The 25,021-nt window shown below is 36.8% G+C and carries 19 protein-coding genes; 6 read left to right on the top strand and 13 right to left on the bottom strand.

Annotated features, from left to right (window positions below):
• Positions 1 to 34: 34 nt before the first annotated feature.
• The 3 genes from ACL9RH_RS22635 to ACL9RH_RS22625 form a co-directional block, all read right to left on the bottom strand.
• Positions 35 to 916, bottom strand: a complete 882-nt coding sequence (locus ACL9RH_RS22635) for a hypothetical protein (RefSeq protein WP_422695593.1) — start codon at positions 914 to 916, stop codon at positions 35 to 37.
• Positions 917 to 990: 74 nt separating this feature from the next.
• On the bottom strand, positions 991 to 1,191 hold the full coding sequence (locus ACL9RH_RS22630) for a hypothetical protein (protein WP_422695592.1): 201 nt from the start codon (positions 1,189 to 1,191) through the stop codon (positions 991 to 993).
• 165 nt (positions 1,192 to 1,356) lie between these two features.
• Complete coding sequence (locus tag ACL9RH_RS22625) at positions 1,357 to 4,704, bottom strand: methylmalonyl-CoA mutase family protein (protein ID WP_422695591.1); 3,348 nt, start codon at positions 4,702 to 4,704, stop codon at positions 1,357 to 1,359.
• A 263-nt stretch (positions 4,705 to 4,967) separates the two neighbouring features.
• Here ACL9RH_RS22625 and ACL9RH_RS22620 point away from each other — a divergent pair, with 263 nt between their 5' ends.
• Positions 4,968 to 5,300 (top strand): hypothetical protein, encoded by a 333-nt coding sequence (locus ACL9RH_RS22620; protein WP_422695590.1) that lies wholly within the window; start codon positions 4,968 to 4,970, stop codon positions 5,298 to 5,300.
• Between the two features lie 42 nt (positions 5,301 to 5,342).
• On the opposite strand, the gene ACL9RH_RS22615 is transcribed toward ACL9RH_RS22620, so the two are convergent.
• Positions 5,343 to 6,446, bottom strand: coding sequence for a DUF3667 domain-containing protein (locus ACL9RH_RS22615; protein ID WP_422695589.1), 1,104 nt, complete (start codon positions 6,444 to 6,446; stop codon positions 5,343 to 5,345).
• A 347-nt stretch (positions 6,447 to 6,793) separates the two neighbouring features.
• Here ACL9RH_RS22615 and rplM point away from each other — a divergent pair, with 347 nt between their 5' ends.
• From rplM to rpsB, 3 genes are all read left to right on the top strand, one after another.
• Complete coding sequence (rplM, locus tag ACL9RH_RS22610; RefSeq protein ID WP_027375420.1) at positions 6,794 to 7,249, top strand: 50S ribosomal protein L13; 456 nt, start codon at positions 6,794 to 6,796, stop codon at positions 7,247 to 7,249.
• A 6-nt stretch (positions 7,250 to 7,255) separates the two neighbouring features.
• A complete protein-coding gene (rpsI, locus tag ACL9RH_RS22605; RefSeq protein WP_007843277.1) occupies positions 7,256 to 7,642 on the top strand; it encodes a 30S ribosomal protein S9 in 387 nt (128 codons plus the stop codon).
• Positions 7,643 to 7,849: 207 nt separating this feature from the next.
• Positions 7,850 to 8,611: a 30S ribosomal protein S2 gene (gene rpsB / locus ACL9RH_RS22600; protein ID WP_034692922.1), complete on the top strand. Its 762-nt coding sequence runs from the start codon at positions 7,850 to 7,852 to the stop codon at positions 8,609 to 8,611.
• A 185-nt stretch (positions 8,612 to 8,796) separates the two neighbouring features.
• Here the strand turns inward: rpsB and ACL9RH_RS22595 are convergent, their stop codons facing one another.
• The 9 genes from ACL9RH_RS22595 to tsf all read right to left on the bottom strand — a co-directional run bounded on the left by ACL9RH_RS22595 (position 8,797) and on the right by tsf (position 23,595).
• Complete coding sequence (locus ACL9RH_RS22595) at positions 8,797 to 9,231, bottom strand: DUF6759 domain-containing protein (RefSeq protein WP_422695588.1); 435 nt, start codon at positions 9,229 to 9,231, stop codon at positions 8,797 to 8,799.
• A gap of 6 nt (positions 9,232 to 9,237) precedes the next feature.
• Entirely contained in the window at positions 9,238 to 9,930 is a 693-nt protein-coding gene (locus ACL9RH_RS22590; RefSeq protein WP_422695587.1) for a DUF6759 domain-containing protein, read from the bottom strand.
• A gap of 17 nt (positions 9,931 to 9,947) precedes the next feature.
• Positions 9,948 to 10,625: a tRNA (guanosine(46)-N7)-methyltransferase TrmB gene (gene trmB, locus ACL9RH_RS22585; RefSeq protein ID WP_422695586.1), complete on the bottom strand. Its 678-nt coding sequence runs from the start codon at positions 10,623 to 10,625 to the stop codon at positions 9,948 to 9,950.
• Positions 10,626 to 10,722: 97 nt separating this feature from the next.
• The gene (locus tag ACL9RH_RS22580; protein ID WP_422695585.1) at positions 10,723 to 11,487 is read right to left on the bottom strand and encodes a DUF6759 domain-containing protein; all 765 of its coding nucleotides are present in this window, start codon (positions 11,485 to 11,487) and stop codon (positions 10,723 to 10,725) included.
• Positions 11,488 to 11,789: 302 nt separating this feature from the next.
• Positions 11,790 to 12,581, bottom strand: coding sequence for a hypothetical protein (locus ACL9RH_RS22575; RefSeq protein ID WP_422695584.1), 792 nt, complete (start codon positions 12,579 to 12,581; stop codon positions 11,790 to 11,792).
• Positions 12,582 to 12,809: 228 nt separating this feature from the next.
• Entirely contained in the window at positions 12,810 to 16,211 is a 3,402-nt protein-coding gene (locus ACL9RH_RS22570) for a T9SS type B sorting domain-containing protein (RefSeq protein ID WP_422695583.1), read from the bottom strand.
• 113 nt (positions 16,212 to 16,324) lie between these two features.
• Entirely contained in the window at positions 16,325 to 19,153 is a 2,829-nt protein-coding gene (locus tag ACL9RH_RS22565; RefSeq protein ID WP_422695582.1) for a gliding motility-associated C-terminal domain-containing protein, read from the bottom strand.
• A gap of 79 nt (positions 19,154 to 19,232) precedes the next feature.
• A complete protein-coding gene (locus tag ACL9RH_RS22560; RefSeq protein WP_422695581.1) occupies positions 19,233 to 22,574 on the bottom strand; it encodes a T9SS type B sorting domain-containing protein in 3,342 nt (1,113 codons plus the stop codon).
• Positions 22,575 to 22,770: 196 nt separating this feature from the next.
• Positions 22,771 to 23,595 (bottom strand): translation elongation factor Ts, encoded by an 825-nt coding sequence (gene tsf, locus ACL9RH_RS22555; protein WP_422695580.1) that lies wholly within the window; start codon positions 23,593 to 23,595, stop codon positions 22,771 to 22,773.
• 143 nt (positions 23,596 to 23,738) lie between these two features.
• Here tsf and ACL9RH_RS22550 point away from each other — a divergent pair, with 143 nt between their 5' ends.
• Both ACL9RH_RS22550 and ACL9RH_RS22545 read left to right on the top strand, forming a co-directional pair.
• Positions 23,739 to 24,500 (top strand): DUF6759 domain-containing protein, encoded by a 762-nt coding sequence (locus ACL9RH_RS22550; protein ID WP_422695579.1) that lies wholly within the window; start codon positions 23,739 to 23,741, stop codon positions 24,498 to 24,500.
• 269 nt (positions 24,501 to 24,769) lie between these two features.
• Positions 24,770 to 24,973, top strand: a complete 204-nt coding sequence (locus tag ACL9RH_RS22545; RefSeq protein ID WP_422695578.1) for a hypothetical protein — start codon at positions 24,770 to 24,772, stop codon at positions 24,971 to 24,973.
• Positions 24,974 to 25,021 lie beyond the last annotated feature (48 nt).

Genomic DNA, 25,021 nt, shown 5'->3' with positions numbered 1-25,021 from the left:
AAGGAGATTTCGAATGTGTTGGTTGAAATAAATATTATTTGAGATAAGAAACTATCGCCCCATTTTCAAGATCAAATTCCTCTCCGAAGAGCTCTTTGGCGTAAAGTTCCGGAAGAAAGTAGGAATCAATTTTACCTTGCTGACGGTAGAGCTCATAGTCTTCTTTAGAGATTTCTTTACCATCTAAAATATATAAAAATTCTTCGGCTTTTGGATTGAATGGTAACTTTTTGGCTTTGTCTAAATTCAGATTTAAAATTTTATCTTCATCCATCTGTCGGCTGTAGACAAAAAGGAAATATTGATTTTCGTTAATTCCTGCATTTTCTTTATGAAAATCTTGAATAACAAAAATATTTTTGACCCTTATTTCGTCAGATTGCATACTGAAACTATTGCCAGAAAAATAATATCTTTTTTTCGGCGTGAGAATACTTGTAAGCTTATGTTGGTTTTTAATTTCTGTATTGCCTGATGTTTGGAATTTGAAAGTTCTTATGATAGGTGGTTTGAAATAATCTCTTCGGGATCTGTGTTCATCATCTGTTTTCGGTACAACGGTTACAAAACCCTCGATTTCAAAAGTACGCATCGTATCTTTTTCCTTTCTTTGAGCGTTGAGATTAGAGGTAAATAATAGAGAAAGAAAGATTCCACTGGCAATTTTTCTGAAAGGCAGCTGAAAAAAATGATACAATGTTTGAGATTCTTCCTGAGGTACATATAGTCTGTCTACCTGAATTCTTCCACAAATAGAACCGCTTGCTTCTATTAATGAATGAATTTCCTCGTCTGTTTTATCGGAAAGATTGTGAACTTTTTTAGAACACAGTGAACAAAAACTTCCGTCGGGTATGTCCTGCATATTTTCTCTTCCAACATGGCAGGGTTCATTGATTTGGAATTCTTTTTTCATGATATTAGTTCTTGTTATAGAATAAAAGTACAAAAAAACTCCCGAATATATCAGGAGCTTGTATATAAAGGAGATTATTTTGAAGGTGGCTTTCCGTAGTTGTTCCTATAGCTGGTAATATCAACCCTATCCTTTTCTGTCTTTTCCCTTTTTTGCAGTTCTTCAAGATTTTTATTGATGTCGCTTTGGTGAGAGGTATCTGCGATAGCTGTTTTGCATGAACTCAAGCTAATCAAAAGACCAAACACTGAAATAATTTTAATATATGTTTTCATTCAAATTTGTTTGACAGCAAATATACTTGATCAAGTAGTTTATTTTTGTTTTTTAACAAATATTATCACTTTTTTGTTGAAATTAATAATTTTATGGTGCTGAAAATAAGAAAACCTCAAAGGCTTGCTTTGAGGTTTTATATATAACGTTTTCCTGATTAAGGGTTACATATTTCTTCTGTACTTACCGCCCACTTCAAATAAAGCATTGGTGATTTGTCCAAGAGAACAGTATTTCACCGCATCCATCATCACTTCAAATAAGTTTTGCTGATTGATTGCTGCGTGCTGTAGTGTACTCAACGCTTCTTCAGACTTGTTGGAATTGGCATTATGGAAGTTATGAAGAGATTCGATCTGAGCCTGTTTTTCTTCTTCTGTAGAACGGATAACTTCTCCCGGAAGTACGGTTGGAGAACCATCTTTTCCAAGGAATGTGTTTACTCCGATGATTGGGTATTCCCCGGTATGCTTCAACCATTCGTAATGCATAGATTCTTCCTGGATCTTAGAACGTTGGTACATGGTTTCCATAGCTCCAAGAACACCGCCTCTTTCAGTAATTCTGTCAAATTCTGTATAGACTGCTTCTTCAACAAGATCGGTAAGTTCTTCAATGATAAATGAACCCTGAAGCGGATTTTCATTTTTAGCAAGACCTAATTCTTTGTTGATGATCAACTGAATGGCCATTGCTCTTCTTACAGACTGCTCAGTAGGAGTGGTAATTGCTTCGTCATAAGCATTGGTATGAAGTGAATTACAGTTATCATAAATAGCATACAATGCCTGAAGAGTTGTTCTGATGTCGTTGAAATCAATTTCCTGTGCGTGAAGAGAACGCCCGGAAGTTTGGATGTGGTATTTCAACATCTGGCTTCTTTCATCGGCTCCGTATTTTAATTTCATGGCTTTTGCCCAGATTCTCCTTGCCACACGTCCGATTACCGAATATTCAGGGTCAATACCGTTGGAGAAGAAGAAAGATAGGTTAGGAGCAAAATCATTGATGTCCATTCCTCTTGACAGATAGTATTCCACATAAGTGAAACCGTTTGCCAAAGTAAATGCTAACTGAGAAACAGGGTTAGCACCAGCTTCTGCAATATGATATCCGGAAATAGAAACAGAATAGAAGTTTCTCACTTTTTCTCTGATGAAATATTCCTGAACATCACCCATGAGTCTTAGTGCAAATTCAGTGGAGAAGATACAAGTGTTCTGCGCCTGGTCTTCTTTTAAAATATCAGCCTGAACCGTACCACGAACCGTAGCGATGGTTTTAGCTTTAATTTCTGCATATACATCTGCAGGAATTACTTCGTCTCCGGTTAACCCTAAAAGTTGTAATCCTAAACCGTTGTTGGATGGAGGAAGTTCTCCGTTGTATTTAGGTCTTTCTAAACCTTTATCATCGAATTTTTCTTTAAGCTTAGCTTCCACTTTAGCTTCTAATCCGTTTTCTTTGATATATTTTTCAACATTCTGATCGATAGCCGCATTCATGAAGAAAGCCAATAGCATTGGAGCAGGCCCATTGATGGTCATTGAAACCGAAGTTAAAGCATTAACAAGGTCGAATCCTGAATATAGTTTTTTAGCATCATCTAAAGTCGCAATAGAAACTCCGGCATTACCAATTTTACCATAGATATCTGGTGGTAACGCTGGATCCTGACCGTATAACGTTACAGAGTCGAAAGCGGTAGACAAACGTTTAGCAGGCATTTCTGCAGAAACATAATGGAATCTTCTGTTGGTTCTCTCAGGGCCTCCTTCTCCTGCAAACATTCTTGTTGGATCTTCTCCTGTTCTTTTGAAAGGATAGATTCCCGCTGTATAAGGGAAGCTTCCCGGAAGGTTCTCCTGTCCTTTCCATTTGATCAGATCTCCCCAGTCATTATATTTTGGTAATGCAATTTTTGGAATTCTAAGGTGAGATAAGGACTCTGTGGATGTTTCTACTTTTATTTCTTTTCCTCTTACATAATAAGAATAAAACTCTGCTTGGAAAGCCTTTTTCGTATCGTCCCAGGTTGTAAGGAAATCGATGTTTTCCTGTTGAAGGTTTTTTTCTGCTTTTTGATATTCAGCATCCAGAACCTCATTAGAAATGATCTTTTTTACCCCTTCAATATGATACATTGTTCTTGCCAGTTCAGCCTGCTTTTCAATGTTGGAATCATATTGTTTATTGTTTTCTACAATTTCAGAAAGATAACGGACTCTTTTTGGAGGAATAATCGTCACTTCGTCTGTAATTTCCTGCTCAACGAATGTGCTTAAATGTAGATCTGCAAATTTTTCATTGACTTTAGAAACCAATCGGTTGTATAATTCTGTTGTACCGTGGTCGTTGAACTGAGAAGCCTTTGTAGCGTATACCGGCATATCTTCCAACGGGCTTTCCCATAATAAATGGTTTCGCTGGAATTGCTTTCTTACCGCCTGAAGGGCATCCAAAGCACCACGTTTGTCAGATTTGTTCAATGCTACAAGATCAGCATAATCTAACATGTCGATTTTTTCCAGCTGTGTAGAAGCTCCATATTCCGGAGTCATTACATACATGGAAACATCTGCAAAGTCTGAAACCTCTGAGCCCGATTGCCCGATACCTGAAGTTTCCAGAATGATAACGTCCGGATGAGCCAGTTTCAATACATTCAAAGCAGAATGAATAAATGGAGAAACGGAAACATTATTTTCTCTGGTTGCCATAGAACGCATATAGACTCTAGGGTCATTGATAGCATTCATACGGATTCTGTCTCCAAGAAGAGCTCCTCCTGTTTTCTTTTTGGAAGGGTCTATAGAGATAATAGCAATTTTTTTATCGGTATTGGAACGTAAGAATCGTCTTACCAATTCATCTGTTAAAGAAGATTTACCTGCTCCTCCGGTACCTGTGATCCCGATAATGGGAATGGTAAGTCCTTTAGATTGTTCATCAATAGCTTTTACAAGTTCTGGCTTTTCGTCTGAAAAGTTTTCAACAGCAGAGATAATTCTTGCAATGCTTGTTGAGTTTTCAAAATTGATGGCATTTAGGTCTTCTGCTGTGACATCTTTTCCGGTGGCGAAATCAGATCTTTTTACCAGATCATCAATCATTCCCTGAAGACCAAGCTCGCGGCCGTCGTCCGGAGAATAAATTCTGTCGATTCCGTAAGTCATCAGTTCTTTGATTTCCTCAGGAAGAATTACACCGCCACCGCCGCCAAAAATCTTGATCTGTGGTGAGTTTTTCTCTCTCAGCAGGTCGTAGATATATTTAAAATATTCATTGTGACCTCCCTGATATGAAGTTAACGCAATAGCGTTGGCATCTTCCTGGATTGCTGTATTCACAACTTCCTCTGCAGATTTATCGTGTCCTAAGTGGATCACTTCGCATCCTGTTCCCTGAATGACACGACGCATAATATTGATCGCAGCATCGTGACCATCAAATAATGAGGCAGCTGTTACGATTCTTACCTTGTTGGTTGGAGTATATTTTTGGGTTTCCATAAAAATTCTAGAAAGTTTCTAAGTTTCCAAATATAATAATAAAAAAAGAACCTTGTGTTTGATTTTATAGTATTGATAATCATTGTGATGTGGAGCTCTATTTAATTATATCTCCCCATTTTATGTTGCAGAGTTTCACGGTTGATGAGGTTAGAAGTAGAGCAACACTAAAGTAGTATGAATAACAAGGGGTTATTCTGAATTAGTTGCATCTTTATCATGGTCGAATTAATTTCTCTACTTTTGCAACATATTTTACAGATATGCAAAAAGCTTTGATATACTTCTTATTGGGAACTGTAGTAAGTTTCCTTATTAATTATTTCTTGTTGAGTTCAGAAAGTGTTGGATTGGAAATCTATTATGCTGTAGCCTTTGGAGCAGCATGGGGAATTGCCTATTATTTGGATACTCCCAATTTTACATTGCCAAAGAAACTGGGATTGTCTTTCGTAGCAATGGGAGTTTTGGTGGTAATAGGAACCCTCATTTTTAGTCTTGAACTGGCTATTCCATCTATTTTGAAATTCTCGATGGTTTTTGTTGCCTACTACCTAATAGCAAGCTTTAGAGGAAGTAAATCTTTAAGAAACTAGAAAATAAATTCGGCTGTCAGAAATGACAGCCGAATTGTTTATTTAATGAATCATTAGGAAGCTTACGATAGCAAGCCCGACGACTAAAAACGTAAAGGCGAAGAAATTAAGAGTAAACAATATGCTTCCAATGATGAAACTTACAATGCCATGTGAACGATAAACTCTGCGATGTGCTATAAAGAAATAGAGAACAATGTAAAACAGCAGACCAGACAGAGTAAGGTATAAAATAAGGTTAAGCGGCCCAAAAGTTGAAAAGCTGATGAGCTTCGCTACCAAAAATATAAGCAGTATATTCAGTAATAGAAAAGAGAAATAATGCAGTGTGAAAATCCCATGGTCAAAATACCACCATTTTTTCTTGCCGTGGAATATCCATAAAAAGAAGGCGAAAAGGGGTAAATAGATGAAAAGAGCTTTTGGCAGATTGTGAAAAGACTTTTCTACCATATTTTTCATGATTTCCTCTTTTGTTACTCCGTTTTCTTTGAGCTCAAAGAATTTATGAGCAACAGGAGTTTGAATAAGATCAAAAACGGAAGGGTTTTTAGCCGCAGCAGAGTCATACGATTTTCTGGTTTTATATCTTCCATATCCTACGTTATCGTCAATCTTCTTTTTCATTTCCAGCGTACTTTCAAGATCGTCTATCTGGGCAGAGTCTGGTATAACATTCAGGCTTTTAATGGTTACAGAATCTTGTGGAGTCAATATCTTTTTAGATTTTATACTGTCCAGCATTTCCTGAGTTTCTGCAGATTTCATTTTTTCAATAAACTTTGCTTTACTGGCACTAATGTCTTTCTTTGAACCGAAGTTAAGATTCATCATTGGAAACAGCGCAAACACGAAAAAAGTAATGAAACTGACAAAAATATAAAGCTTCACCGGAGGTACAAACTTTTGTCTTTTCCCTTCCAGATATACATTGGTAAGTTTACCGGGTTTAAAAAGCAGATTTTTCACCGTTCCCCAAAACTGTCCGTCATAATGGGTAAAGTCTTCTACAAAGTGAGTGAAAAGGAAGTGAAACGGCTGTCGTCTTTCAATATTTTCCTGCCCGCAGGAAGGGCAATATCTTTCTTCGACCTGATGCCCGCAGTTCAGGCAGGTTTTATCTTCTCTGATTTTTCCGTGGCTCATGGATATAGATTTATGCGGCAAAGATAATTATTTCAGAAAATAAATAATTATATCGATAGGTTTTTGCAGAAATCTTTAAAGAAAAATTAATAAAAGAAAGAGTTGAGGGAATAAACTCTTTGCTTTTTACCATTTGTGTTTTTAGAATCTTCGAAACGTTTTTTTCATCGGGACAACATTTTACAAGTTTTATGCCAAAAGAATTTTAGCTTTAAAATCTATTGTTAGAACCCTGAATAACAGATATTATGCAGATTAAATGAAATATGTTTTTGGGATACGAAAATAATTTGTACCTTTGCACACCCTTTTAGGGGTAAATTATGTTTAATCTTTAACTAAAACGTGTGAATACATTAAGTTACAAAACTGTTTCAGCGAACAAAGCTACTGCTAATAAAGAATGGGTTGTGGTAGACGCTGAAGGACAACCGTTAGGAAGACTAGCTTCTACGGTTGCAAAGATTTTGAGAGGTAAGCACAAAACGAACTTTACACCTCACGTAGATTGTGGTGATAACGTAATCGTTTTGAATGCTGGGAAAATTACGCTTTCCGGAAACAAGTGGGCTGATAAGACTTACATCTGGCATACAGGATATCCTGGAGGACAGAAGTCTATGACTGCGGCTGAACTTCAAAAGAAAGATTCTTTAAAGGTATTAGAGAAGTCTGTAAAAGGTATGTTACCTAAAAACAGATTAGGAGCTGCTATCCTTAAGAACCTTTACTTATACGAAGGAACTGAGCACAAACATGAAGCTCAACAGCCAAAAACAATTAATGTTAACGAATTTAAATAATTAATTATGTCTATAGTTCACAAAATCGGAAGAAGAAAAACTTCTGTAGCTAGAGTTTATGTAAAACCAGGTTCTGGAAACATTACAGTAAACGGTAAAGATGCTAAAGAATATTTCTCTACAGACGTGATGGTTTACAAATTGAACCAACCGTTTATCCTTTCTGAGACTGTTGGTCAGTATGACGTTACCGTAAACGTATTCGGTGGTGGTAATACAGGTCAGGCAGAAGCTATCAGATTAGGTATTTCAAGAGCTTTATGCGAAATCAACGCTGAGTTCAGATTAGCATTAAAGCCAGCTGGTTTACTTACAAGAGACGCAAGAATGGTGGAAAGAAAGAAGCCAGGTCAGAAAAAAGCAAGAAAGAGATTCCAATTCTCAAAACGTTAAGATTTGCTGTTGGCGAATGGCTTATGGCTATTGGCTACAGAAATGTACTACATTTTATTTAAACTTAATCTCGGCGAAAAGCCTATTGCCAAAAGCAAAAAGCAAACCGCCAATTGCCCGTTATGTTTAGCATCCAAACGCTTCTCCCATCTAAAGAAGTTGTTGATTGTTTAAAAGACGGAAAGTAAACTAACAAAAACAGAAAACATGGCAAAAGCAAATGTAAAAGACCTTTTAGAGGCTGGCGTACACTTCGGTCACATGACTAGAAAGTGGAATCCAAATATGGCTCCATACATTTTTATGGAGAAAAACGGTATTCACATTGTAGACTTACATAAAACAGCAGTTAAATTGGATGAAGCGTGCAGCGCTTTAGAAAAATTAACTTCTGCAGGTAAAAAAGTTCTTTTCGTAGCTACTAAGAAGCAAGCGAAAGAAGTAGTTGCAAAACACGCTTCTGAACTTAATATGCCTTATATTACAGAAAGATGGCCAGGAGGTATGTTAACGAACTTCGTTACTATCAGAAAGGCGGTAAAGAAGATGAACTCTATCGACAAAATGAAAAAAGACGGTACGTTCGAAACTTTATCTAAAAAAGAAAGATTACAAGTTGACAGACAAAGAGCTAACCTAGAGAAGAACTTAGGTTCTATCGCTGACATGGTTAGACTTCCATCTGCTGTATTTGTAGTTGATATCTTGAGAGAGCACATCGCGGTAACTGAAGCTAAGAAACTAGGTATTCCAGTTTTCGGTATCGTTGATACAAACTCTGACCCAAGAAAAGTTGACTTCGTTATCCCAGGAAACGATGATGCTTCTAAGTCTATTGATATGATCCTTAGCGTAGTTTCTGAATCTATCAAAGAAGGTCAGTCTCAAAGAAAAGCTGATAAAGAAAAATCTAAAGAAGAAGGAGAAAAAGTGTCTGCTGATACAGATGCTGATTTCGATGCAGAATAATTAAAGATTTTCTTTAATATAGGAAAAACGCTGGATTTCGATCCAGCGTTTTTCTGTTTTTATATAGATGATATTTTGAAGAGATTGTTAACATCATATCATATTATAACAAAAAACTATTCCAAATCAGGAATAGCTTTTTATTACTCTGTTCAATCAATTAAATATCGATGGAGTATTTTTATTTAGTTTGAAATTGACACCGAATAAGAGCTTGTAATATACTTTGTAGACTGATAAACAGAATTGCAAAGCATTCCTGATAATCTGTAGTTTTGATTCTTTAAAACCATGGTATATCCAATCTTTCCTGCGCCAATAGGAATTTTTTTGAAGAAATTATTTCCGCTTATCGTTAATACTATATTGCAGTTCGATTTATTGGTCACTGAAATTGAGGTTTTGGGATTGCTGGGTGAATCACTGTTCAGAAGATCATTCAGTACATCGGCGGTTTCTGCTTTGTAGGTTTTGATTAACTCATTATATTCCCTTTCTGTATTTACAGTATTACTGGCGTTGTTGGAAGGATAGGAAGATCTTGTAGGATATCCACCATAGTTCACGTTACAGCTCGTAAGTAATAGGAAAATTCCGGAGAGAATTAATAGCTTTTTCATACCCATTTATCGTTTTTTACTTTTCTTTTTCTTCAATGGTATTTCCTTTACAGGTTCTTTCTCATCTGGCTTTTGCTCAGTTTTGGTCTGCTTTGGATAATTAATGGTTACAAAGGTACTCTTTTTAATATCTTTCTGAGAAGTATATTTTATATCACAAACATGACTGTTTAGAGTATAAAATCCTTTATTGATCATCATAAAATTTTCCCCATGAGCAGGAACTGCGAGATTGTAATTGTATTTACCTTCAATTCTTAATACAATATTACAATCCGAATTGTTTTTGAAGATGAGGATGGCCTCCTTTCGGGTAACATCTTCATTAAGCATTGTATTCAGAAGGCTTGCTGTTTTTTCCTTATGTGCCTTTGAAGATTCTGAGATTAAGTGTTTAAACTCTTCAGCATCCTGCGAATCAGAGTTGCCAATGGAATTGTTGGGAAGGTCTAATAGTACAGGTCTGGCGGCCATAGGCAGAGCCGTTCGTGCACCTTTTGTCCATTCAGAGTTTTTTAAAGAGACAAGCTTGGGTTTAAGCACAAGCTTTTTAGGATCGTCAGGATGTGCGTTCTTTAGGTATTCTTCAATTTCTTGGATATTTGTGCTTTTTAAGATGTCTTTACTGCTTTTTTGAGCGTTTGTAAAGTTGGGAATAAGAAATGTGAAGAATAAAATCGTTAAAAAATTTTTTTTCATCAATATTGTTTATTTCATCAGCTTATCCGGAATTTAATGTAAGTAATAGTTTTTCCTTTTGCCGAGAAAAGCCCTTCATAATATGTTTGAATATCTCTCAAATGTTCTGTATTAGGGTCATATTCAGGAGCACCATAAATGTCGTGGTGAGCTGAAATAATTTCATAGCCGGCACCCTGTAAGTATCCAAGTGTATACCCATGCAGGAACTCTGAATCGGTTTTTAAGTGGATAATACCTCCGGGCTTCAGGAATTTTTTATAACGGTTTAAAAAATCCGGATGGGTTAATCTGTGTTTTGTTCTTTTGAATTTTATTTGTGGATCAGGGAAAGTAATCCAGATTTCATCTACTTCGTTTTCAGCAAAGAAATAATCAACAAGTTCTATCTGCGTTCTTAAAAAACCTACATTATTCATATTGTTTTCTACAGCTTCTTTAGCCCCGAACCAGAATCTTGCACCTTTGATATCAACCCCGATAAAGTTTTTTTCAGGGAATGTTTTGGCAAGCCCTACAGAATATTCTCCTTTACCGCAACCTAATTCCAGAACGATAGGATTGTCATTTTTAAAGAAATTTTCTCTCCATTTTCCTTTCAGTTCAAAGCCGTTTAAAGCATCTTCTCTTGTAGGTTGAATTACATTTGGTAATATCTTGTTTTCTGCAAATCTTGCTAATTTATTCTTGCCCATTGAATTATAAAATGAGTGCAAAAATACTAAAAAAATTACAGAAAATCTCTGTCTTTTGAAGGTAAAAGACAGAGAGATAATTTGTTTCGCTGTTGATTTATTTGCTTCCTAAAGCGACCATAATAGGGCGTTGTATGGTTTTCTGTGAAGCATACTGAGCTCCGCATACGAGACTGGTGAAAAGATATTGCCCTTTCTCTATAACGATAGAACTTTCTCCCTGAGCAGGCACTGCAAGCCTGTATTTGGTAGTTCCTACGCCTTCCATTCTTACAATAATATTGCAGTCCGATTTATTCTGGATCATGACAATACATTCTTTGGCATTCGGATCGTTATCAAATAAAGAATTAAGGATTTTTACGGTTCTGTTTTTATGTTCAATGGGGGAAACTGCCATCAGCATATTGAATTCTTCCGCTTCAGCGTTTGGAATCGCAGTATTGGCGGCAGCATTTACAACAAAAGTATTTTGCGCAGTACTTGGTGTGTAAACGGCAGTATATTGTTTGGCGGCAAGTTCAGCTTTGTATTTTGCAATCTGCTTTTGCTTTATGATCGCATTCATTTCATCAAAAGTGATTTTTGTGGAAGGTCTTCTCTTTAATAAGGCCAACATTTCCTGCATATCTTTCACTTTTTGATCTGCCGGATGAGCATCCTTAATATATTCTTTCATCATTTCCATCACTCTGGGCTTGAGGACGGATCTTCGGGGATCATCGGGATGGGCATCTCTTAGAAAAGCATTAATTTCGTATATATTTTTGCTTTTCAGTATTTCACTATAGTCTTTACCTTTCTTCTGCGCAGAAAGGCTCAGGCATAGGACTGAGCAAAGAAGTAAAAATCTTTTTTTCATTAATTAATATTAAGTTAGAATTTGGTACTTCTCTTAATTTGCGTTCAGGTTATTAGTGTACTAAGATAACGGAATGTTATTGTATTTATTTTAAACACTTCGTTGTGATATAAAATTAAACATATTTTTGAATACTTAATGAAAAGTTTATTTTTTACGGCTAAGTATCCTGTTTTTCAATAGAAAAGATACGATAAAAATACTTTCGAAAGATGATAAGCTTCTGTGTATGTGAAAAAAAATCCCCGTGTAGAAATATACACGGGGAATAATTTTATTCAAAATATGATCTATTGTTTTTTCTAATTAGTAAGAACTTCCTGAAGGTGAGAATTTTTAAGCCTTCTTTGATAGATCGGTAAATATTTTTCAATAGGAATTTTTATTGCTTCAAAGTTCCCTGCCAATACGTAAGGCTGAATATTTTCAGAAGTATACACAAACTGAAGGAAGTTGTCAATCAAATTCTCAGGAATTTTGAACTTTGCAAAATAGTCTTTACCTAAATAATTTCTAATCTGGGTAACGGAAGTGTTCATCCTTTCATAAGCCTGATAACGCTGTTTTTTCTTCCTTTCTCCAGAAAGCAGATCATAGATGCTTTCAAGGCTGAAAGTAAGCCCTCCGTCTCTTAGCCCGGCAACTGGAAGTTCTGGAGGAGTTCCGTCTCCTTTAGGTTCAGGAAGTCCAATCACTTTTTTAAGGGCATATGCTTTATCTTCTTTTCTAAGCGAATTTACATCATACCGTAAGTTTCCGGTAGGCTTGAATCTGTTGAGTACAATTTCCTGAATTTCATAATAGGCAATTTTAAGCTCTACCAGATTTTTTTGTTCCACTAACTGTTGGGTGAGTTTAATATCCTTTCTTTCCGTTACGATAGAGGTAAAACGGATAACATCTCCCGGGTTGGCAGGGACGCTAAAATTACCGTTGAAATCCGTAAGAACAGTTTTCTGAGTGTTCAAATTGGTAACATATACCTGATTGAGGTAAAGTATAGAATTATCTCTTATAAATACCTCTCCAGAGTATGTTTGAGCATTAATTTTTGCCAGAAAAATCAATAGCAATATGGTAAACAGTTTCTTCATATAATTGCGGCAAAATTACACAGAAATAAAGCAACTTATCACTAGTTTGATAAAGAATACAGGTTAAAGTTATATTAAACTTTAGGATTAAACTGTTAAGGAGTGTTATAAATTTATTTTTTATCCTTAATTCTAGCTAAAAGAGCCGAAAAATAGGAAGAAAAAGACAGGAAAGAGCTGAATGTCATTTTATGAATTTCTCTATCATTTTTCTTCCTATTTCATTCTTTACCGATGCTTTACAAGCAACCAGCTTGAATGCTTTATGGAAAGGGTTGATCCATATTCTGTCCAGGTGATAAAATACCAGTAAGTAGCGGTAGGTACATAGCGGCCACCTATTCTTCCGTCCCAGGTATATTGATTTTCAGGGGTTCCTCTGAAAACTTCTGCACCGTAACGGTCGAAAATACGGAATACAAGATTATCGTTGGCCATAAGGGCGGAGTAATTGATCACTTCATTGTAGCCGTCTCCATTAGGAGTGATGGTATTGATAAGATTGATAATAGCAAATGGTTTCTTTACTTCTTCGCAGTGTTTGGAATCTCTTACATATACATTATGAGCTCCTCTCGGAACATTGTAGAAAATATTGGAGCTTTGCCAAAGTACTCCATCCAGAGAATATTCATACGGAGGAGTACCACCGCTTACTCCGACTTTTACTGTTGTACCATCAATCTCAATAGAAGCAATTGTAGGGATGGGTAATTCTGTAACGTTTACGTATTGTCTGTAAACACATCCATTAGAAGTAAGTTCCACCCAATAGTTTCCGGCAGGGACATTCGTAATGGAAGGAGTGGTTTCTCCTGTACTCCAAAGGTATTTGTCAAATCCAGGTCCGGCGTTCAGGGTAGTCGTCGTTTTTGGACAGATCGCCTGATCTACTAATGTAGTAGATTTTTTAGGGATTTTGATTGTAATTTGAATAGAGCCGATTTCTGCACAAACTCCACTTTTTTCAAAACGGATATAATAGGTTTGACCGGCGGTGATATTTACTGATGAAGGAATAGCATTCACGTTATTCTGTGCATCAGTTAATGTTGGATGAAATGTATAGGTTACATTGGGATCCAATGTAAATTGAGGAATAAATTGAGCTAGGTCTACGGTCTTTATTCCATCCAGATTATCATCACATACATTTTGTGAAACCGTATTGCTGATAAGCGGTAATCTTGCTCCGATACTGAACTGTAAAGGTTTTATTACAGAAGCACATCCATCAGGAGAATCTACCCGGATGTAAATGGTAGTAGCGGTACTATACCCCCAGGTGTTGGCAAGAACATTATTATTTCCTGCATTGGCATCTGCCAGACTGGCATAGTATCTTACATTGGTAAAATAGTTGGGATTATTCAGAACAATACTGGTAACGTTGGAGAGAATAACATTTACAATTCCATCAAAATTATCGTCACAGAAGTTTCCATTGTAATTATCAACAACAATAGCCTTGTTGTATAGTGATAAAGTGATCTGAGCAATATTTTTACAACCTAAATTATTTTTCACCACAACATATATAATTGTACCGTTAGGGGCCGTATAAACATCTGGTGAAGTAATCAAAGCTGCTGCGTTTTCTGTTTGTGCATCAGCTAATGTTGGGTAGTACGTAATGGTAATGGGACTACTGCTGGTAGCTACATTGGCTGTGGTAAGGTTGAATGTTCCCTGACCGTTGATATCACAAGCTTTTAACGTGACATTGTTTACAGCAAGTACCTGAATATTTATGTTTACTGTGATCGTTTCACAATCAGGGAAATCGGGATCGTTTCCACAGAAAGTATAGGTAAAAGTATCGTTTCCGGCTGTTCCGGGATTATTAACTGTATAAGTGAGGATTCCAGTCGTTGGGTTGATCACCACGGTTCCTAATGTAGGAGGTGTGGTGATGGTTACTGTCGAAGGAATCGGAGTTTGTGTAGAGGTGCTGAAAGCAGGCGTTATGGTTTCCGCGTTGCATACATTATAGGTTTTAGTGCTGAGTTTGGTACAATTCAGTACTTTATATTGGTCAGTCACCAATGGAGCACAGCTGCCCATGGTAACAGAGCAGGTATAATAACCGGGCTGAGTGGGAGTAATGGAGGAACCTGTAGCTCCATTGACAATAATCCCGTTTCTGTACCATTGATATGTATCATAAATAATAGGATCTACTGTAAGTACTATTCCCGGAATACAGTTTCCTCCAGATTTTAAAATAACAGGTTGGGTAGGAAAACCTGCAAAAAAACCTCCATATCCTACTGCATCACTTCCGGCGGTAATTCCGGCAGTAATCGCTTTGTCTGAAACGATAGTAATGGTACCTGTAACATTCGGAATTCCATAGGTAACCCAATTGTTGGTTCCTGTCATATTGTAAGGACCGGACGACGCAGGTGGAACTCCACCGTTTACTGTAACGAAAGCGCCTCTTTCGGTAATAAGATTAAGTTTGGTAGGAATATTAAGAATACCGGCCGGATTTCCATTTGAGTGAACAAAGTTTTCATCAATAAAGCCTAGTTCGTTGATTTGTTTCGGAAGATAGCAATTCAAAGCTGGGATAAAATTGAAGCCTCCGGTAGCGACCTCATTTCCACTATTGGAGTCTCCAGCCAAAAGCTGATATACATAGGCATTTTTACTGGTTCTGATATATAAATTGTAGTGAGAGGTTCCCTGAAGGCTGTATTTGGTATCGGGAATTACAAAATATTTCCCTGTATTAATAGTCGCCACAGGAAGCAGCTCGTTATTGACGTAAATCTGCGTATTATCTTCAGTAGCAATTACAATAGCGCCTTCCATATTGGCACCAATACTTCCGTTACCTTTTACCAAGGCAAATTCATTCCCCAGCCTGTTGACGGGGACGGCCTGATCCATCAGAATATCCGAACTGGAAGTAAAGTTTCCTGCATACTGTCCGTTAAAGTTTCCATTGGTAACGTTAACTGGTTTTGTTGCGGTAATTTTTGCTCCTATAAATCCGTCGAAATTTCCGACAAAGTTTCCAATTCCGTCGATAATATAAGATTGTCCTTTATTGAGGGTAAAAGTAAGGGTAGGGTTGGTAGCTCCGGTAGTTCCGTTTGAAAACTGGACTCCGGGGTTGTATCCGGAGATGGTAACACTGGTATTGTCTTCTGTTGCCAAAACGCTGGTCATGAAGTTGAGAATATTATTGTTTACCGTAATGGGAGCCGAAGCAACAAAGAAATTTTTTCCTGTGGAAGGAATTCCTTTTGACGTAATGATCTCAGCATGGTTAAATACCGAGAATCTCATATTGGCATAAAAAGGAAATTCTGCTTTCAGATAGACTCCTTTTGTGGTAGGAGTAAAAAGATCTGTCTGCTGGGTGGTAATGATATAATCTCTTAAAACATCAAATTTCTGGGGATTGTTTTTACTGATATTTACAGTTCCGATCAGAATATTATTGTTGTAGATACTAACCGGGAAAGGGGTTGTTCTGTTGGTTGATAGATATAGCTTCTGATAAGGATTAGGTGCGCCGCTTCTATCGACCATCGGAGCAAACCAATGTTCTCTGTCTAATTGTGCAAAAAGAGAAGAGAAAATATAAAATATAAATAAAAAAGATAGAGTTTTCTTCATTTACTATTAGTATTTATCACAAATTTAATAATAAAAAGCATTGTATAATTGAAAATATAACAAAAAAACCACGATTTTGAAATCGTGGTTTTGAAAATTTTATGTATTGATTATTACTCTCTGTTTTTAACAAGAATCCAACCTGTATATTTTACCGGAGTTTTTTCTTTATTGGATTCATTCCAGTTGATATGGTACCAATAAGTTCCTGTTACCATTTTCTTGTCGAAGTGTCTTCCGTCCCATTTGTAATTGTTGAATTTATTTCCGGTGAATACCATATTTCCATATCGGTCATACACTACAAATGTAAGGTTATCTTTATAGGCCAGTTCACTGTAATCGATAAAGTCATTTACATTATCACCATTCGGAGTGATGGCATTCAGAAGATTAGGAATTGTAATTTCAACAGCAACAGGAGTACAGTTGTAGGCATCTTTCACATAGAATGTATGCTGCCCTCTGGTTAATCCTGTGAAGGTGTTAGAGTCTTGCCAGTTAGCAGTTCCGTCCACAGCAAACTTGTAAGGAGCTTTTCCTCCGCTTATGATTACCGTTGCATTGTTGTTGTTGATCTCAATAGTTTGAATTACCGGATCTTCAACTTTTTTAACTTTTACTATCTGGGTAAGGAAACATCCGTTTTTACCAAGAATTACAGAATATTCTCCTACGCCTACATTTCTTATCCCTGAAGTAGTAGCACCGTTGCTCCATTCATATGAATCATATCCTGGGCCTGCTTCCAGATCTGTTTTAGCATCCATACAGATGTATTGATCAACAAGTACCGGAGATTTTTTGATAGGAAGTGGTACCAGTGTTATTTTAGCGTTAGCAGTACATCCTTCAGTAGTTGTTACTTTTACATATACGACCCCACCTGTTGAAGGGAAGTTGTTTGGAGTTGTTATTTCATTGATTCCTGCCGTAAGGTCATTTAGAGTACGGTAGTATTTTTTTACAGCTAAATTGTAATCTGTAACGTTAGCTTTCGTCAGATCAAAATAAGCATATGGAGCCACATCATACCAACATGATGTAATTGTAACATCTTTTACAGTAAATGGTACTACGGTAAGATTTAAAGTTACCTGCTCACAATCTGTAAACGCTGTATCATTTCCGCAGAATTTATAAATCATTTTATCAGGACCAAAGTATCCCGCATTTGGAGTGTAGGTAATTGTTCCGTTTGGATTTACTACTGCTGTTCCTTTAGTAGGAGGGGTAATAATTACTACTGTACTGGCAACCGGAGTTTGAGTAGAAGAAGTAAATGTTGGTGTAATAATTTTTGTAGAACACGCATTAACCGCCTGTGTCGTCTCTTTTAAACAATTCTGAACAATATAAACCGGAGTGGTGATAGGAGGACATGATCCCATTGTTACTTTTACGGTATAATTTCCAGATTGTGTCGGAGTGTAAGTATAAGTAGTTGCACCCGGTATAAGAACTCCGTTGCGGTACCATTGGTATGATTCGTAGCTGTCATCTACTTCCAGAATAATACCTGGAACACATTCTCCCGCCTTTTTAGAAATAATTGGAATTGAAGAGAATCCTGCAAAATAACCTCCATATCCTGCAGTACTGTACCCTCCGTTAATACCTGCTGTAACAGCTTTTGTAGAAGTAATCGTAAGGTTGCCGGTTACTCCAGTTAGAGCATATGTTACCCAGTTGGTATTTCCTGATAATTGATAAGGTCCCTGGTCTGGTGTAGGTTGAATACCATTTACAAATACGGTAGCTCCTGTTTCAGTTAGGATATTTAATTTTACAATTAAATCAGATTGTGTTATACTCGCTCCATTCACTCCAAGAGGCATTTCATTGATTTTTCCGATCTCATCAATTTTCCTTGGAAGGAAACAGTTTAATGGGGGAATATAGTTGAAACCATTGGTTGCAGCATTACTTAATATTCCAATGAACTGATAAAGATATACATTTTTGGTTGTTGAAATAAACATGTTGGAATGTGCACCTGCGCCTGGCTGTGTTACATAGCTCGTTTCATTAATCCTATACCATTGCCCTGCATTCAGAGTTTGAGCAGGTGTACCACTACCATTTAAATAGATTTCAGTATTATCTTCTGTTGCAATGATAAGACCTCCTTCCATGTTCAGGTTTGGTGCCGTAGATCTTGTTTTTACCATAGCGAAGGTATTTCCAAGTCTTTCTACCGGAACAGATTGGTCCAGAACAGGGTCTGTACCTGATGGGGTTTGTGAGAAATTTCCATTACAGCTTCCATTAGTAAGAGTTATCGGTTTATTCGCTACAATCTTAGCACCAATAAATCCTGTCCTGTTAGCCGTTACAAGGCCTGATCCGGCAAAAATAAACGACTGTCCTTTTTGTAAAGTAAAGGAATGGGTATTACCTGTAGGGTTTCCATTAATAAATGTCACCCCGGAAGTAGCATCCCAGGAAACCGTGATATTTGTATTGTCTTCAGTGGCCAGAACCCCTGCTGTAAAATTATAAACACTGTTGTTATCTGTATTGGGACTGGTGGCAACAAAAAATGTTTTTCCAATTCCTGCTTTTCCTTTACTGGTAATAACTTCGCCGTGAATATCCTGAGCGAGCCTTAAACTGCAGTAGAAAGGTTTCAACGCTTTTAAATAAAGTCCTTTGTTTCCAACAACAAAAGCATCTGTGATGGTGCCGGTGGAAATAAGGTTATTGGTTACCTTATACGTTTGCGGGTTCCCTTTACTGATTGTAACGGTTGTAAGGAGATTCCCGTTGTTGTAAATACTTACATCAAAAGGAGTGTCAGAGTCAGTAGAAAGATACAGCATATTGGTGTAACTACCATAACTGTCATAATAAGGAGCAATCCAATGCTCTGTATCTCTCTGTGCAAAGAGTGTATTAATTGTACAAAAAATTAATACCAAACTGAGTAGAAATCTTTTCATTTGAATGGAATTAGGATTTCTACAAAAATAAAATAAAAAATCAAATACATTTAATAAAATGTAAATAAATGTTAAAAAGTTACTGTCTATTTTTAATTAAAAGCCATCCGGAGTACGAAACTGGTAATTGTGTATCTGGTTCAGTCCATCTTATTACATACCAATAGGTTCCCGTTGCAAGAGGCCTTCCATTGGAGGTTCCGTCCCACTTATAATTTTTGTCAGTCGATTTATATACGGAAGCCCCATATCGGTCTGCCACTTCTATGCTTACATTCTGTTTTATTCTGAGTTCAGAGTAGTTCAAAACATCATTAATACCGTCACCATTCGGAGTAATTGTATTGATAAGATTAAGCACCAGGAATTCTTTTGTAACATGATAGCATCCGTCTGAGCCTAATACATATATAGTATGAAGCCCTCTTGATAATCCTACAAAAACATTAGACGATTGATAATCAATTCCGTTCAATGAATATTTGTAAGGAGCTGTTCCCCCGGTCACATATACCGTAGCAGTAGTTCCTACGACATCTATTTTTGAAATTGTTGGAGCCTGCGATGTTGTTACAGTTACATTTTGGCGATATACACACCCGTTGAACCCAAGGTCTACGTAATAGCTTCCAGGTCCTGCCGATATCGTTTGGCTCGTAGCACCATTGCTCCATAGGTAAGATGAGAACCCAGGGCCTGCATCCAAAATGATTTTGTCGTTAGAACATACCACCTGATCACGAAGTGTTCCCGATTTTTTAGGAGATTTTAAAGTAAGCGTTAAAACACCGGTAATAGGACATGCTGTATTAGATTGAAATCTTACATAGAAAACACTCACTGAAGTTAGGTTCTGTGTAGCCGAAACAGCATTTATTCCTGCCTGTGCATTGGCTAATGAAGTATAAAAAGATAGAATAACACTTGGATCTGTAGTGAATAACCCTTTATAATCATTAAGATTCACCGCTTCCGAACCGTTAAGATCATTATCACAAATATCTGCCTTCGCTGTACCCGTGATCAAAGGAATCTTAGCACCAATAGTGAAATTAATTTGTCCCAAAGCAGGAGCACAATCTCCTACAAGACCATTTACTCTTACATATACGGTTGTATTGGTTGTGAACGTCCAGTTAGCTGGAAGAGTATTATTATTTCCTACGTTTGCATCTGCCTGGTTTAGGTAATATCTTACAATGAAATTGCCGGAGTTGGTTACGATTTGCGGAGTTACATTCGCAAAATTAACATTTACAATTCCATCGAAATCTTCATCACAAATACTAGCATTGAAGTTGCTTGTATTGATATTTGGAGTAGGATAGGCCGTTAAAGTTATAGTGGCAAGTTGAGAACATCCATATGCTGTTACATTGGCATACACCGTTCCCGAAGGTCCTGTATAAGCTACAGGATTGGTGATTTGCCCTGTTAAGTTCGCATTGGTATAATAAGTTACAGTAGTACCTGGGGTAGACGTTACAATAGCTGTCGTAAGGTTGAATGTTCCATTGCCGTTAGCTGCCGAGCAAGACGTCATGGCAGCATTAGTGGTTTGAATAGTGTGTGTATTGATAACAATTTTAAAATATTCAAAAGCAGCAGGAGTTCCGGTTCCTTGAATATAGTAAGTGAATGTGTCCGTAGTATCTGTAGTGATTCCTGCATTCGGAGTGTAAACAATTTGTCCTGTAGTAGGATTTATAGTCACGGTTCCATTGGTAGGGGATACAATAATATTGGTGCTGGAAGGATCTACAGATTGCGTAGAACTTGTAAATACAGGGTTAATGACTTTTGTACTACATGATCCGATATCATAAGTTGTTGTGGTGATTGGAGGACATGCTGTGTAATCATATTCTGCTGTAAGTCTGGATTCACAGCTTGTTTTGGTAATAAAGCAGGTATATATTCCGGAACCATATAAATCTGGGTTGATGGTAGGAGAAGTGGCTCCAGGGATTATAACTCCATTAAGGTACCATTGGTAAGCGTCATGGCTGGGATCAACTTCCAGAAGAACACCATTATAGCAGTCTCCGGTTTTAGTAATCACAGGAATCGAAGAGAATCCTGCAAAATAGCCTCCATATCCTACAGCTCCGTTTCCTGCTGCAATTCCTGCCGTTACAGGTTTGGTGGAAGTAACCGTGATATTTCCCGTCACATTGGATTTGGAATAAGTAACCCAGTTTGGATTTCCATTTACAGGCACAAAACCTGTGACATTGGCACCATTCACTGTTACAGTCGCTCCAACCTGAGTGATGATATTAAGTTTAGTATCATAAGCTGTATTACCTATCTTATTAATAAATCCGATTTCATCGATAGCTTTAGGTAAGAAGCAGCTCAATGGCGGGATGAAATTCATTCCTCCTGTTTGATATACCGTACTTCCGGAAGCCCCTGCAAGAAGTTGATATACATATACATTCTTGTTCGATGAAATACTCATATTGTAATTTCCACCTCCTTGATTGATGTAGTTGTTTCCTTCAATCAGACGATAATCTCCGGCATTAAGAGGACCTCCGCCCAGAGGATTACCATTAATGGTAAGAGTGGTTCCGTTTTCTGTAGCAATAATCATTGCTTTTTCCATTCCTACAGAATTGGGTCCGTTTCCTTTTACCATAATAAAATCTTTTCCCAGCCTTTCTATTGGAACAGACTGATCCATCAAGACATCTACATTGGTATCATTCTGGTTGGTATAAAGACCATTGAAGTTTCCGTTGGTTACAGATACCGGTTTGTTGGCAACAAGTTTAGCTCCCAGTAGGCCTCTCCTGTTGGGAGTACCTCCCATATTACTATTTACATCAAGGATATAAGATTTTCCTTTGTTGATGGTGAATGTTCTGGTAGCCATTACACTTCCGTCAGCGAAAACAATACTTGGATTGTATCCTGAAACCGTTACCGTAGTATTATCTTCCGTAGCGGTTACCCCAACGGTAGAGTTTACGTGGTTTTTAGGAGAAGTAGTAGGAGCGGTTCCGATAAAAAACGTTTTTCCAACTCCTGCCATTCCTTTGGAAGTGATGATTTCAGCCTGTTGTGGAACTGAAAATCGGAAGTTGGCAAAGAACTTTTTAGGTCCTTTCACGTGCAGTCCCATCGTATTGTTAGGATTGAATAGACTAGTGGGGGTAGAAGCAACCATATAATTGCTTGGGATATCAAGCTGAACAGGATTTCCTTTACTTACCTGTACTGTACTGAACACAACATTGTTATTAGAAACCTGAACAGAAAACGGAGTCGTTTCGTTGGTAGATAAATATAAGTAACATTGTGGAGTTCCCTGAAGAGAACTGGCAGACATTGGAGCAATCCAGTGCTCAGAGTCCAATTGTGCATTTACCAATAAACAAAGAAAAATGCAAAAAGCTAGTAGAAATTTTTTCATGCGTTATTATAAGGGGCCGCAAATTTAAGCATTAATAATCAAATTTTTATATAAAAAAAACTATGAAATCTCGTTTATTGTGTAATTGTTGAATATTTAAAATTCCCGTGATATTGGGTTAATAATCATAACCCTTTTCAATAAAAAAATCCCGGTGAAAGATTCACCGGGATTCAATATCTTTTTGAAAGATTAATTATAAGCTTACTCTAATAAATCCTGTTACTTTTAGGTCTGCGTTTACAGATTTTACATAGTCAGCAACTGAGATACTAGAATCTTTGATGAAATCCTGGTGTACCAAAGTGTTGTCTTTGTAGAATCTCTGCATTTTACCTTTAAGGATGTTATCGATAATGTTTGCAGGCTTACCTTCTTCAGTAAGTTTGTGTCTTTCGATCTCTAATTCTTTGTCGATAGTTTCCTGAGAAACTTTAGTTTCGTCAAGAGCGATTGGGTTCATCGCAGCAGCTTGCATAGAAACAGCTTTAGCAACTTCGTCAGCTCCGTCTACTTTAGCAGAAAGAGAAGTGATAGCAGCAATTTTGTTTCCAGCGTGGATGTAAGCACCTAGGAATGGTCCTTCAATTCTTTCGAATGTACCGATTTCGATTTTTTCACCGATAACACCTGTCTGCTCGATCAATTTGTCAGCAACAGTCATTCCGTGGAAATCTGTAGCCAATAATTCTTCTTTAGTAGCAGCGAAGATTGCCATTTCAGCTAATTCGTAAGCTAGCTCAACGAAAGCTTCGTTTTTACCAACGAAGTCAGTCTCACAATTTAAAGAGATAATAGCACCTAAAGTGTTATCTTCGTTTACTCTTGCGATTACAGCTCCTTCAGTAGATTCTCTATCAGCTCTGTTAGCAGCAACTTTCTGTCCTTTTTTTCTAAGGATATCTACCGCTTTTTCGAAGTCTCCTTCAGCTTCAACTAGAGCTTTTTTGCAGTCCATCATACCTGCACCTGTTTGGTTTCTTAATTTAGCTACGTCTGCAGCAACTGGTGTATAAGACATAATATCTATTATTTTTTATTTAAGATTAGTATTAATTTTTAGCTTAATTTTAGAGCAGTGCAAAGATAATGATTTTAATGATAAACTAAAAAATGACTTTTCACGTTATTAATATATTTAATACTATTTTAAAGGTTTGATTAATGAAAAAAATCTTCTTCCTTCTATTTATATGCATTTTCTCTCTTGGATTTTCCCAAAAAAAGAAAAAAACAAAATCTAAGGCTGTTGTTGAAAAAGAAACAGTGATCATTTATACGGAGCAGGATGCAGAATCTTCAAAAGAAGCCAGAGTGATTGCAGGTTTCCTGAAGCAGAACCCGGGACACGCCAAAACAGATTATTTTAAAAGAAAGCTGATTGATATGATCATGGCCAACAATTCTCCTGAAGCCAAGCCTACCATCAAACCGATCAGTAAAGAAAAAATTGAAAATATTGTCAAAAATAATGAACTGAACAGCGGTAAAACAATGGCGGTAAATAAATCTGCAACGAATGGTAAAGCACCTGTTAACAGTAATACTGCAGCAGCTATTGAAGCGTTAAAAGAAGAACGAAGAACGAGTTTTGCTTCAGTAGGATCCGCAAAAACTGCTGGTGTAAGTAAGTCTGAGCCTAGCGATGAGGCAAAAAGAACAGCCGCCATGCTGACTCACCTGTTTAATAATAATGCGAATAAAAACGAAGCTTATATTAACATAAAAAATCAGTCGGGATGTAATTTGGTGGTTAAAATCAGTGGAAAAAAATATTATAATCTAAGTGTACCTGCCAAGGGACAAAATTTTATCCTTATAGATAAAGGAGAATATGTAATGACAACCATGGTATGTGATGCAAAATATTCTTCGGTAAAGAAAATTGATCAGGATATTGAGATTGCACTCCATGTTGCTGATTAAAAAAGAAGAAAGCTAAAGAAAAACGGTTAAGAAAAAATTTCTTAACCGTTTTTTCATTGAATAATGATAAATATTTTTTTATTAGATTTTGTAAATTATAAGTTTTAGTTTTTATGTCTAATTGATTGTTGTTAAATACATTTATTATTTTGTTTGTTTTATAGAAATGTTGAAAAAACGCAACAAAATTTGTTGAGTTTTTTTAACATTATTTTCCAATTTCGCTTCATATGTTTGCTAAACAATAACAAACAAAATTTTTACACATTATGAAAAAAGCATTTATTTTAGGAATGGTATTTTTAGGAATATCAAGCGTATTTGCCTTTCCTTTCAGAAGTTCTTGCGGTATGGTCTTTCAAATTAATGACAATTATGCCGCAAGCGTTCCAAGAGCACAATTGACTCAAACTTTATCAGCACTTAATTTTAACGCCTGTGGATCGTTTCCTGCGGGGATCGTTTATTATTAGTAGATAATTTATTAAAATTAATTTAATTTTGGCTATCTTGGGGTTAAG

This window comes from Chryseobacterium sp. Mn2064 (assembly GCF_049319685.1).
Taxonomy (GTDB): Bacteria; Bacteroidota; Bacteroidia; order Flavobacteriales; family Weeksellaceae; genus Chryseobacterium.
Note: the sequence above shows the minus strand (reverse complement) of the source record. Positions and strands in the feature narration are given on the sequence as shown.